This is a genomic window from Kribbella sp. NPDC048928 (genome assembly GCF_043197975.1).
GTDB lineage: Bacteria > Actinomycetota > Actinomycetes > Propionibacteriales > Kribbellaceae > Kribbella.
The window spans coordinates 515,577-527,656 of sequence record NZ_JBICUC010000007.1; the positions used below are offsets into that span (position 1 = coordinate 515,577).

At 68.7% G+C, this 12,080-nt stretch carries 10 protein-coding genes; 4 read left to right on the forward strand and 6 right to left on the reverse strand.

Translation table 11 applies throughout. From position 1 onward, the window contains the following. From ACGFI6_RS30630 to ACGFI6_RS30645, 4 genes are all read left to right on the forward strand, one after another. Entirely contained in the window at nucleotides 1–759 is a 759-nt protein-coding gene (locus ACGFI6_RS30630) for a S1 family peptidase (protein WP_393124638.1), read from the forward strand. A 4-nt stretch (nucleotides 760–763) separates the two neighbouring features. Then, a complete protein-coding gene (locus ACGFI6_RS30635; protein ID WP_393124640.1) occupies nucleotides 764–1,135 on the forward strand; it encodes a cupin domain-containing protein in 372 nt (123 codons plus the stop codon). A 70-nt stretch (nucleotides 1,136–1,205) separates the two neighbouring features. Further along, nucleotides 1,206–2,978 carry a hypothetical protein gene (locus tag ACGFI6_RS30640; protein WP_393124642.1) on the forward strand — a complete coding sequence of 591 codons (1,773 nt, stop codon included), beginning with the start codon at nucleotides 1,206–1,208 and terminating at the stop codon, nucleotides 2,976–2,978. Beyond that, complete coding sequence (locus tag ACGFI6_RS30645; protein ID WP_393124644.1) at nucleotides 2,960–4,159, forward strand: DegT/DnrJ/EryC1/StrS family aminotransferase; 1,200 nt, start codon at nucleotides 2,960–2,962, stop codon at nucleotides 4,157–4,159. Before ACGFI6_RS30640 ends, ACGFI6_RS30645 begins: the two co-directional genes overlap by 19 nt. 626 nt (nucleotides 4,160–4,785) lie before the next feature. On the opposite strand, the gene ACGFI6_RS30650 is transcribed toward ACGFI6_RS30645, so the two are convergent. The 6 genes from ACGFI6_RS30650 to aceB all read right to left on the reverse strand — a co-directional run bounded on the left by ACGFI6_RS30650 (nucleotide 4,786) and on the right by aceB (nucleotide 11,985). Next, a complete protein-coding gene (locus ACGFI6_RS30650) occupies nucleotides 4,786–5,571 on the reverse strand; it encodes an ATP-binding cassette domain-containing protein (RefSeq protein WP_393124646.1) in 786 nt (261 codons plus the stop codon). Next, nucleotides 5,564–6,544 carry an ABC transporter ATP-binding protein gene (locus ACGFI6_RS30655; protein WP_393124648.1) on the reverse strand — a complete coding sequence of 327 codons (981 nt, stop codon included), beginning with the start codon at nucleotides 6,542–6,544 and terminating at the stop codon, nucleotides 5,564–5,566. The genes ACGFI6_RS30650 and ACGFI6_RS30655 overlap by 8 nt, the downstream gene beginning before the upstream one ends. Next, on the reverse strand, nucleotides 6,541–7,476 hold the full coding sequence (locus tag ACGFI6_RS30660; protein ID WP_393124650.1) for an ABC transporter permease: 936 nt from the start codon (nucleotides 7,474–7,476) through the stop codon (nucleotides 6,541–6,543). Before ACGFI6_RS30660 ends, ACGFI6_RS30655 begins: the two co-directional genes overlap by 4 nt. Beyond that, entirely contained in the window at nucleotides 7,463–8,440 is a 978-nt protein-coding gene (locus ACGFI6_RS30665; RefSeq protein WP_393124652.1) for an ABC transporter permease, read from the reverse strand. The genes ACGFI6_RS30660 and ACGFI6_RS30665 overlap by 14 nt, the downstream gene beginning before the upstream one ends. Before the next feature lie 2 nt (nucleotides 8,441–8,442). After that, complete coding sequence (locus ACGFI6_RS30670) at nucleotides 8,443–10,236, reverse strand: peptide ABC transporter substrate-binding protein (protein WP_393124654.1); 1,794 nt, start codon at nucleotides 10,234–10,236, stop codon at nucleotides 8,443–8,445. Between the two features lie 183 nt (nucleotides 10,237–10,419). Beyond that, entirely contained in the window at nucleotides 10,420–11,985 is a 1,566-nt protein-coding gene (gene aceB, locus ACGFI6_RS30675; RefSeq protein WP_393124656.1) for a malate synthase A, read from the reverse strand. Nucleotides 11,986–12,080 lie beyond the last annotated feature (95 nt).

A 12,080-nucleotide genomic window follows, 5' to 3' on the forward strand; every position in this document is an offset into this window, starting at 1 on the left:
ATGAGATTCTCACGGGGAGTACTGTTCGCTGCTGCCGCGCTGCTGACTATGACTGCGGGCGCCAAGCCGTGCATCGTCGGCGGCACGGTGACCGGGGTCAGCGAGGCGCCGTGGGTGATCGCGCTGAACACCACCCAGTCCACGTCGTCGAGCGGGCGGTACTGCGGCGCCGCCCTGGTCGCGCCGAACAAGATCGTCACCGCCGCACACTGCATGGACGAGGCCGTCTCCACGTACTACGCGGTGCAGGGCCGCGCCAACCTCGCAGACGACTCGGTCGGGCGGGTGTCCGCGATCAGCAAGGCGTGGGTCGACCCGCGCTACAACACCACGGACAAGCGGTACGACATCGCCGTACTCACCCTGGCCAAGCCGTTCATCGGGGTGCCGGTGCTGCCGCTCGAGACGCGGTCCCGGGCGGACAGCGCCGGGGCCGTGCCGACGGTGTACGGGTGGGGCGACACGCAGGGCACCGGGCCGGACGAGACGCTGCAGAAGGCCGCCGTACCGGACCTCGGCGACAAGACGTGCCTGGCGAACAAGAGCTACGTCAGCAACGGGTACACCGCAGCGACCAACGTGTGCGCCGGGTATCTCAAGGGCGGCGTCGACGCCTGCCAGGGCGACTCCGGTGGCCCCCTGGTCCTCAACGGCCGCCTACTAGGAGTCGTCTCCTGGGGCCAAGGCTGCGCCCAGCCCGGCGACCCCGGCGTCTACACCGAGGTCGCCGCCACAGCGAAGGGCCTCCTGCAACACTGAGGGGATGACTGATCCTGTCCGTGTGATCAAGGCTGGTGAGTTGGTTGCCGCCGACCCGACGTCCGGCATGCTTCGGATGCGCGCCTTCGAGTTGCCGATTTTGTGGGCGGGGCAGGTTGTCACGGAGCCTGGGGCGATGTCTGGTTGGCATCACCACGACAAGAACGAGAGCAGTCTCTACATCGTCTCCGGCGTCCTGCGGCTCGAGTTCGAGGGCTCCGACGAGTACCTGGACGCGGTGGCCGGTGATTTCGTGCATGTACCGGCCTTCACGATCCACCGCGAGAGCAACCCGACCGATGCGCCTTCCTTGGCGATCATTGCGCGGGCCGGCGGCGGGATCCCGACCGTGAACGTCGAGCCACCCATCCACTGAGTCATTGCGTCTGTCCATAACACCTATTTAGGTCTTGCCGATACCGAAGCCGTGCGGCAGGGTTGTCGCCGTGCCAGAACGACACGCGATCGCGGTGGTTGACGACCGGGCGGCCAGAGAGCAGGCCCACCAGGCGGGTCAGGACGCCTGGTGGGTCTATCTCAAGGAGGTACTGGGGCATCTTCGGCTCCCGTACCAAGTGACCGAAACTGCGCCACCGGACGACGCCAAGGTGCTGATCTATCCGACCGCGCCTGACGCGGTGCCTGACGGGCTCGAACAGTGGGTGCGCGACGGTGGCGTGCTGATCGTGACAGGCGATCCTGGTCCACTGGCCGCGCTCGCCGGCGTCTCTGCAGAAGGCCTGGTCACCGAAGGACACGTCACCCTGGAGGACAGCCCGGTCTGGTCGTCACGGCCGCCGGTTGCACTGCACGCGGTCGGCGGTACTCACCTCAGCGACGGCGAGGTCGACGTACTCGCGCGTTGGCTGAACGGCAGGTCGGCGATCGCCCTCAGACAGCTGGACGCTGGCGTGGTGCTGACGTACGGCGTGGATCTGTGGCAGAGCATCGTCCGGATCCAGCAGGGATACGCCGTCACCGCCGACGGCGAACCTGCTGCCGACGGCACGGCGCCGATCGACGACGGTCTCCTGAAGTGCGAAGACGGGATGGTGCTCAGTTTCGAGCACGACCGCGCGATGCCGCCGGGCGAGCCGGACCTGGTCGAACCGTTCCTGCATACGTATCCACCGCCGAGCGCCGTCCCGATGTTCGACCAGCCGCAGGCCGACTGGTGGTGCTCGCTGTTCGCCCAGAGCCTGTGGTGGGCCGCCGAGCACACCGGCACCGCGGTCCCGTGGCTCTGGTACTGGCCGTCCGGCGTCGACGCCGTCGCGCACATGTCGCACGACTCCGACGGCAACATCGACGAGCAGGGCCGAGCAGCGCTGGATGCGTTCGAGGAGGCCGGCGTCCAGGTCACCTGGTGCCATGTCTTCCCGGGCGGCTACTCCCCCGACGTACACGCGGACATCACCGCGGCCGGCCACGAGAACGCCCTGCATTACAACGCGATGGGCGATGCCGACCTCGCATCGTGGGGCTGGCCGCAGATACGCGCACAGTACGCCTGGGCGCAGGCCGTGACGGGGACCGAGCAGATCGTCTCGAACAAGAACCACTACACGCGCTGGGAGGGCTGGACAGACTTCTACACGTGGTGCGAACGGCTCGGTATCCAGCTCGACGAGTCCCGCGGACCCAGTAAACAAGGCGATGTGGGCTTCCTGTTCGGTGCCGCGCATGTCTCGTTCCCGCTCGCACCGGTGGCCGAGGGCAACCGGTTCTTCGACGTACTCAATCTGCCGTTGCACACGCAGGATCTCGCCTGGGCAGGGCATTCCGCCGTACGGGACGTGATTCTCGACGGCGCGCAAGCAGTGCACGGGGTGGCGCACTTCCTCTTCCACGGCCCACATCTCCTGCTCCGACCGCCGACCCGGGCTGCGTGTATCGAGCTCGCCGACGAGGCCCGGCGGCGCGGGATGCCGTGGTGGACGGCGACGCGGATCAACAACTGGGAGCGGAGCCGTCGCGGTATCACGCTCTCGATCGAGCCGCACCCGGACGGTCTCGCCGTGCAGGCGCAGGCCGCCGAAGCTCTGCCAGGTGCCGCAGTACTGCTCGCCGTACCGGACAGCCAGGCGGGCGCCGATGCCGGTCCGATCGTCAAGGAAGGCACGGGATCGGCCCGCAAGGTCGTCCGGCTCGGACGGACGTTCGTCGAACTGACCGCTGACATAGTTGCCGGAGACAACAGATGGGTGATCACATCATGATGCCGGACTGGCCGGAGTACGGGGACGACGAGGCGAAGGCCCTGCTGGAGGTGCTGAACTCAGGGAAGTGGGGCAGCACCAGCGGGGACGTCGTCGCCACGTTCGAGCAGGAGTTCGCGGAGTACCAGCAGGCCGAACACGCGGTCTGCCTCGCCAACGGGACGCTGGCCATCGCGGTGGCGCTGCGGGCCTCCGGGGTCGGCATCGGCGACGAGGTGATCGTCCCGCCGTACACGTTCATCGCAACCGCGTCCGCGGCGCTGTTCGTCGGTGCGGTACCGGTGTTCGCCGACGTGGATCCGGACACGCACCTGCTCGATCCGGCCGCCGTCGAGGCCGCGATCACCGAACATACGAAGGCGATCGTCGTCGTTCACCTCGCCGGGCGGCCGGCGGACATGGACGCGTTCACCGCGCTGGGTGCGCGGCACGGTCTCGCGGTCATCGAGGACGCGGCGCAGGCGCACGGCGCGGCGTACAAGGGACGGCCGGTCGGCGCGATCGGCGACCTCGGGACGTTCAGCTTCCAGAGCAGCAAGAACATCACCGCCGGCGAGGGTGGTGCCGTACTCACGGACTCACCGAAACTGGCGTCCGCCCTGTACTCGCTGGTGAATGTCGGCCGGGTGCCCGGTGGCGGCTGGTACCAGCACGAGGTCGTCGGCTACAACCTGCGGCTGACCGAGTTCCAGGCGGCGATCCTGCGGGTGCAGCTCCGTCGGCACCCGCGGCTGCAGGAGATTCGCGAACGCAACGCGCGGCTGCTCACCGATCTGTTGAGCGACGTCGACGGCGTACGCCTCGCTCCGGACGACCCCGCGATCACCGCGCACGGCCGCCACCTGTTCATGCTCCGTGTCCCCGCGCTGGCCGCCCCCGGCCGCCGCGAGGCCGCCCTCAAATCCCTGGCCGCCGCAGGCCTCGACCGAGTCTCCCCGGGCTATGTACCCCTGCACCGCAACGCCGCCGTACTCCGCGAAGCCCAGGCCATCACCGACCGCCTCGGCCAGCCCTACCCCGAACCCAACTGCCCCAACGCCGACCAGGTCTGCACCGACACCCTCTGGCTCCCCCAGACCTACCTACTAGGCACCGAAGACCAAACCCAAACCCTGGCCACCACCCTCACCACCGCCATCACCACCGCCCTCGCCGGCCCCGTCGCCGACGCGCCCGCCTAAGCACTCATAGCCCCGAACCCACCACCTCAGAGGCCAACCTCCGAGCGGGCAGGTTGGCCCCGCGCATGCCGACCGCCAACCCACCACCTCAGAGGCCAACCCCCGAACCGGCGGGTTCGCCCCGCGCATGCCGACCGCCAACCCACCACCTCAGAGGCCAACCCCCGAACCGGCGGGTTCGCCCCGCGCATGCCGACTGCCGACCGGCAAGCTCACGGGCAACCGCACCCCTGCGCGGCGGCTCGCTGGGGGCGAGTACTCCGGAAACTTTGTTGCACCTGGTGGCAGAAATGTTCCGGAAAGCCGCTGTCGCTCGCCCGTCGCGGATGCGGCGCCCCCGTCGTCCAGCTCAGGGGCTAACCGCGGAGCTGGTTGCTTGCGCACTTGCATGCCGCTGGCTAACCCACCACCTCAGAGGTTGACCCCTGAGCTGGTGGGTTTGCGTTGGCGGGCTATGGGTGCGGGTGGGGCGGTTGTTCGCAGCGGGACGGGCGCTTTGGGGCGGGCGGGTTGTTCGGAGCGGGACGGGCTGTTCGGAGCGGGGCGGGTTGTTCGGGGCGGGCGGGTTGCTCGGAGCGGGACGGGCTGTTCGGAGCGGGACGGGTTGCTCGGGGTGGGGCGGGTTGTTAGGGGGTGGGGGGTTGGCGGACGGGGAGTACGGCGGTGAGGAGTTCGCGGGTGTAGTCGTCTTGGGGGGCGCGGAAGAGGTCTTCGGTTGCGCTCTCCTCGACCACCTTGCCCTTCTTCATGACGGCGACGCGGTCGGCGAGGCGTTCGACGACGGCGAGGTTGTGAGAGATGAAGAGGAACGACAGGCCGAGGCGTTCGCGCAGGTCGGTGAAGAGCTCCAGGATCTGCGCCTGGATGGAGACGTCCAGCGACGAGGTCGGCTCGTCACAGACCAGCAGGTCGGGCTCCAGCGCCAGCGCCCGCGCGATCGCGATCCGCTGCTGCTGACCGCCGGAGAACTGCCGGGGGTACAGCTCCGCGTGGTGGGTGTTGATACCGACCAGGTCGAGCAGTTCCAGGGCCTTGGTACGCCGGGACGCCTTGTCGCCGCGATCGTGCAGCCGCAGCGGCTCGATCACGTTGCCGACCGCGCTGAAGTGCGGCAGCAGCGAGCCGTACGGGTTCTGGAAGACCATCTGCATCCGCGGCCGCAACGTCCGCAGCTCACGCGCCGGCAGCGCGCCGAGGTCCTTGCCGTCGAACACGACGTTGCCCGACGTACACGCCTGCAGCCCCATCATCAGCCGGGCGACCGTCGACTTCCCGCTGCCGCTCTCGCCCACCAGACCGAGCGTCTCGCCGCGATGCACGGTGAGCGTCACGTCGTCGACGGCGCGGACCTCGCCGGCCCGGGTCCGGAAGACCTTCGTGACCGACTCCGCGCGTACCAGTACGTCAGGCATTGACCGCCACCTTCCAGCACGCGGCCTCGCGGGCGGGGCCGATGGTCAGGATCTCCTGCTCGGTCGTGCAACTCGGCAGCTCGGCCCGCGGGCAGCGCGGATGGAACGCGCACCCTTCGGGCCGGTGCGCGAGGTCCGGCGGGCTTCCCGGGATCGGCCGCAGTGGCAGGTCCCGCCCGCCGACCTCGACGCTCGATCCGAGCAGACCGACGGTGTACGGATGCCGCGGGTCGTCGAGCAACTGGCCCATCGGCGCCCGCTCGACCACGCGACCGGCGTACATCACGACCGCGTCGTCGCAGAAGTAACGCGCGACGCCGAGGTCGTGGGTGATCATCACGACGCCGGTGCCACGATCCTTCAAGTCCTTCAGCAGATCGAGGATCTGGCGCTGCAGCGTGACGTCGACGGCAGTGGTCGGCTCGTCGGCGATCAGCAGCGCCGGCTCGGTGACCATTGCCATCGCGATCATCGCCCGCTGCCGCATCCCGCCGGACAGCTGGAACGGATAGGTACGGATCCGCTTCTCCGGATCCGGGATGCCGACGTCGCCGAGCGCCCGGACGGCGCGCTTGCGGGCGTCGGCCTTCGTACAGATCCCGTGCCACAGCAGGTGTTCGGTGAGCTGGCGTTCCAGGGTGAGTGTCGGATTCATCGCCTCCATCGCGCTCTGGAAGACCATCCCGATGTCGCGCCCGCGGACCTTGCGCAACTGCTTGTCCCCGATCGCGAGCAGGTCCCGTCCGCCGAAGTACGCCTGCCCGTCGGTGATCCGGGCCGTACGCGGCAGGATCCCCATCACGCTGCGCATCGTGACGCTCTTGCCGCTGCCGCTCTCGCCGACGATCGCCAGCGCCTGCCCGCGCCGTACGTCGAACGACACCCCGTCGACCGCGGTGAGCGGTTCCCCCTCGGTACGCCGGAACGTGGTCCGCAGGTCGCGAACCGACAGCAGCGCCTCGTCGTCGCTCATCGTTGCTCTCCGCTCGGGTCGAAGGCATCCCGGACGCCGTCGCCGATCCACGTGAACGCCAGCAGGGTCAGCGCGAACAGCACCGCAGGCGCAACGAGCATGTGCGGGGCGGCCAGCAGGTACCGGCTGCCCTCGCTGATCATCGCGCCCCATGACGGCGTTGGCGGCTGGACGCCGAGCCCGAGCAGTGCTAGCCCCGCTTCGGCGGCGATCGCAGCCGGGATCGCGAAGCTGGTGGTGACCAGGATCGGGCCGATCGCGTTCGGCAGGATGTAGCGGATCGCGATCGTGCTGCCCTTCGCGCCCATCGATCGCGCGGCCTCGACGTACTCGCGCTCCTTCAGCGTCATCACCTGCGCGCGGACCAGCCGCGCCTGGGTGACCCAGGATGCGATGCCGATCGCAACCACGAGCGCGAAGATGCTGCGGCCGAGCACCGTGACCATCACGACCGCGAACAGGTAGCTGGGGAACGCGTACATCACGTCGGTGAACGCCATCAGCACCTGCTCGACCCGGCCGCCGAGGTACCCCGCGAACAGCCCGATCGCGAGCGCCAGGACGAGCGCGGTCAACTCGGCGCCGAACGCCACCGTCAGCGCGGTCTGCAGGCCGTAGATCAGCCGGCTCAGGATGTCGCGACCCAGCAGGTCGGTGCCGAGCAGGTGGCCCGGAGCGCCCGGCCCGGCGAGCTTGTGCTGGATGTCGGTCTGCTCGTAGCCGTACGGCGCAATCAGCGGCGCAGCGATCGCGATCAGGATCAGCAGCGTGCAAAAGATCAGGCTGCCGAACGCCAGGCGATGCTTGCGGAACCGGCCCCACGCCCGCGACCACGGCCCGCGGGCGGTGGTCCCGGAGTCGGCCGGCTCGGGTTCGCCAGTCGTTCCGGCAGCGGCCGCGCCGGCGGCCTCGATACCTTCAGTGGCCGTCATGCGATCCACCTCCCACGGTACGGATTCGGGGGTCGAGGAGGCCATAGATCAGGTCCACCGCGAGGTTCGTGACCATCAGGATCAGCGCGAAGAACATCGCCGTCCCCATCAGCAACGGCATGTCCCGGCTGGCGGCGGCGTTCGCGAAGTACAGCCCGAGGCCAGGGATCCGCAGCAGCGCTTCGACGAAGACCGTGCCGGTCATCAGCGCCGCGAGCAGCGGGCCGGCGACCGTGACGAGCGGGATCAGCGAGTTGCGCAGTGCGTGCCGGACGATGACCGTACGGCGGGGGCCGCCCTTGGCCAGCGCAGCGGTGACGTACTCCTCGCGGAGCGTCTCGAGCATGCTCGACCGTACGTACCGCGCCAGCACCGCGGCCGGACCGAGGCTCAGCGCGAGCACCGGAAGGATCAGGTCTTTCGGGCCGTTCCAGCCGCCCGACGGCAACCACTTCAGCGTGGCCGAGAACAGCAGGATCATGAACGCCGCACTCAGATAGCTCGGCAACGCATGGCCGAGCGTGACCAGGAACATCGTCCCGTGGTCGGTCTTCGTGTTCTGCCGCAACGCCGCGAACACCCCGACCGGTACGGCGATCAGTAGCGCCAGCACGACCGCGAGCAACGCTAGCGTCGCCGAGACCGGGAACGCCTCCGCGATGATGTCCTGCACATTGCGGCTCGCGTACTTGTACGACGGACCGAAGTCCCAGTGCGCCGCACCCTTCATGAAGATCAGGTACTGCTTCCAGGGTGGGACGTCGGCGCCGTACCGGGTCTGCAGCTCGCCGACCATCGACTCGGTGCCGACGCCGCCGAAGTTCGTGGCGCCACTGTTCACCCGCTGCAGGTCCGCGAAGTTGCCCGGCGCGAGCTGCAGCAGGGTGAACGTCAGGATCGAGACGGCGATCAGGGACAGGACCAGCCGTACCACGCGCTTGCCGATGTAGACGGCGAGCCCCACGGTCAGCTCCCCACGCTGAGCGGCTTGAGGTAGAAGTAGTCCGGGTACGCCCTCAACTGCAGGCCGTGCACCTTCGGCTTGACGGCATGGAAGATGCTCAGCCAGAGCACCGGCAGGTACAGGTACTGCTCCTCGCGGAGCTTCGCAGCCTGCTTGTACAGGTCCATCCGCTTGGCGTCGTCCGGCTCGGCGGCGGCCTGGTCGACCAGCGCGCCGATCTGCAGCGCCGGCTTGGTGGCGTGCGCGGTGAGGATCGCCTTCAGCTGGGCGGTCTTGGCGGCAGGCTTGAGGTTCTTGTCCTGCTGCACGGCCTGGTACTTCTGCCACTGGTCGCTCGGCAGGCTGATCTCTTGGACGTTCTGCGGCGACCAGAGCGAGCCGACCATCGTCGGCCAGGTCGGCAGCCCGGCGAACGTGCCGTAGTAGAAGCCGATGTAGTTGCCCTTCTGGACCTCCCACCGGCGCTCGGTGTAGACGCCGGCCTCGACATGGTCGACGCTCGCCTTGATGCCGAGCTGCTTGGTCCAGCTGTCCACGATCGCGTCGGCGAGGGTGGTGTCCGGCGTACCGACCAGGAGCCGGATCGGCGGCAGGCCCTGCCCGTTCGGGTAGCCGGCCTCGGCGAGCAGCTTCTTCGCCTCCGCGGCGTCGTCCTTGATCCCGATGCTCTCGTCCCAGCCCGCGGTCCGGCTGGTCACCAGCGAGACCCCCGCCTGCTGGCCCGGCTGCACGCCGGCCAGCGTCTTCCGGTCGAGCGCCAGCGACAACGCCTTGCGGACCCGGACGTCCTCCATCGCCTTGTGCTCGCTGCGCAGCTTCGCCAGGTAGAGGATGCTGTAGTTCTCGGTCTGCTGGAGCTGCTTCGACAGCTCGGCGTCCTTCTGGAAGCGCAGCACGTCGGGACCGCTGAGCTGGGTCAGGTCGGTCTCGCCGTTCTCGTACGGCACCGTGGCGGTGGCGGCCGCGCTCGGCTCGACCAGGTTGACCTGGATGCGGTCGAGCTTCACGTTGTCGCGGTCCCAATACTTCTCGTTTGGCGTCAGGATGAGCCGCGAGTTCTGCACCCACTCGGTCACCGTGTACGGGCCGTTGGAGACGTACGTCGGCGGGTTCTGCCAGTCCTTCGGCTTGCTCTCGACCAGGTCCATCGGCAGCGGCAGCAGCGCCGGGTGGGTGAGCGCCAGCAGGAAGTCCGGGTTCGGGTTGGCCAGCGTGAGGACGAGCTCGTGGTCGCCGTTCGCCTTCACACCGACCTTGGTCCAGTCGGTCAGGACGCCGGCCAGGAAGTCCTGGGCGCCCTTGATCCCGGTCGCGGTCTGGTAGCTGTTCGCGCCCAGCGTCGTGCCGCCCGCGGAGGACGCCGCCGGGGTGAACAGTCGTTTGTACGTCCGCTCGAAGTCCTGCGCGACGACCGGCTTCCCGTCCGACCATTGCGCGTTGTCGCGCAACGTGAACGTGTACGTCAGGTGGTCGTCGGAGACCTTCCATTCGCTCGCGACGGCCGGGATCACGCCGTCACCCTTCTCGGTCTGGCTGACCAGACCCTCGGAGATCCCCCGGCTCAGGATCCACATGCCGTTGGTGATCACCTGCGGGTCGAGCACCTCGACCGGGACGTAGTCGATCTTCAGCGTCGACTGGCCTTCGGCGGCCTTGTCGTCGCTGCCGAACAAGCCGCAGCCGGTCAGCGCCCAACTGCCGCCGAGCGCCGCCACGGTCAGACCGGAGAGTCGCAGGAAGTCGCGCCGGGTCTGCCCGACCGGCGGCACCGAACCTGTCCACGCACGTTTGGCCACTGGAGTGCCGCCTTTCTGGCGTCCGGAACCCGAGTTATGGTCGGGACCGTAGAGCCGTCGGCGCACCCGTGTCAACGAGTTACGGCCATTGCCGAAAAGATCGTTAACAGCCGGATGCCGGCCCGTGAGCCGGCATCCGGTGAAGTTCTCAGTTGCCTTCTGCAACCGTCCTGCGGAGTGTGGTCAGCGGAACTGCTCGTACGCCGGCAGGGTCAGGAAGTCGACGTAGGAGTCCGCCAGCGCAACTTCGAGGAACAGCGAGCGGGCCGCGTCGTACTGCTCGGCGCTGCCCAGTGCGGCGATCTCCTCGTCGGCGATGCGTTCGACCAGTTCGGTGGTAACGGTCTCTCCGGTGTCCAGGGTGACCTGGTTGCGGCGCCACTGCCAGATCTGGGAGCGGGAGATCTCGGCGGTGGCGGCGTCCTCCATCAGGTTGAAGATGCCGACCGCGCCGGTGCCCTGGAGCCAGGCCGTCAGGTACTGGAGGGCGACACTCACGTTGTTGCGGAGGCCCGCCTCCGTCACCGCGCCGGGGGTGGCCGCGACGTCCAGCAGCTGCTCGGCGGTCACCGCGACGTCCTCGCGGAGCTTGTCGACCTGGTTCGGGCGGTCACCCAGCACCGCGTCGAACACGGTCCGGCAGGTCTCGACCATCCCCGGGTGCGCGACCCAGGAACCGTCGAAGCCGTCGCCGGCCTCGCGGGTCTTGTCGGCCTCGACCTTCGCGAACGCCTGCTCGTTCACCGCCGGGTCCTTGCTCGGGATGAACGCCGCCATCCCGCCGATCGCGTGCGCGCCGCGCTTGTGGCAGGTGCGCACGAGCAGCTCGGTGTACGCGCGCATGAACGGCACGGTCATCGTCACGCTGTTGCGGTCCGGCAACTGGAACGCTGTGCCGCGGGTCCGGTGCGTCTTGATCACGCTGAACATGTAGTCCCAGCGGCCCGCGTTCAGGCCGGCCGAGTGCTCGCGGAGCTCGTAGAGGATCTCCTCCATCTCGAACGCCGCCGGGTAGGTTTCGATCAGTACGGTTGCGCGAATCGTCCCGCGCGGGACGCCGAGCGCCTCCTGCGCGGTCACGAACACGTCGTTCCACAGTCGCGCCTCGAGGTGCGACTCCATCTTCGGCAGGTAGAAGTACGGGCCCTGGCCGCGGTCCAGCTGAGGCTGCGCGCAGTTCGCGAAGTAGAGCGCGAAGTCGACCAGTGCGCCCGAGGTCGGCTCGCCGTCGACCAGGATGTGCTTCTCCGGCAGGTGCCAGCCGCGGGGCCGGACGACGATCGTCGCCAGCTCCGCGTCCGGCTTCAGCGCGTAGCTCTTGGTGCCGGTGCTGAAGTCGATCTTCCGGGTGATCGCGTCGAGGAGGTTCAGCTGGCCGCCGACAACGTTTTCCCAGGTCGGCGTGTTGGCGTCCTCCTGGTCGGCGAGCCACACCTTGGCGCCGGAGTTCAGCGCGTTGATCGTCATCTTCCGGTCGGTCGGCCCGGTGATCTCCACCCGGCGGTCGACCAGCCCCGGAGCGGCGGGGGCGACCCGCCACTCCGGGTCGTCCCGGACGTCCTTCGTCTCCGGCAGGAAGCCCAGCTCCGTCCCGGCCGCTATCGCCGCGATCCGCTCCGCCCGGCGCCCGAGCAGCTCCCGGCGCCGCGCGTCGTACGCCTGGTGCAGCGTCTCGATCAGTCCGAGCGCACGCTCGGTGAGAATCTCGTCGTACCGCTCCTGCATCGGGCCGGTGACCTCGACTGGCACTTGGGGCTCCTTAGGTCGTGGTGAGTGGTGTAGCGCCGTAGCGAGCAGGTGCTCGGTGCGGTAGCTCGGCGCGCCGGGGGCGAAGGTCTCGATGC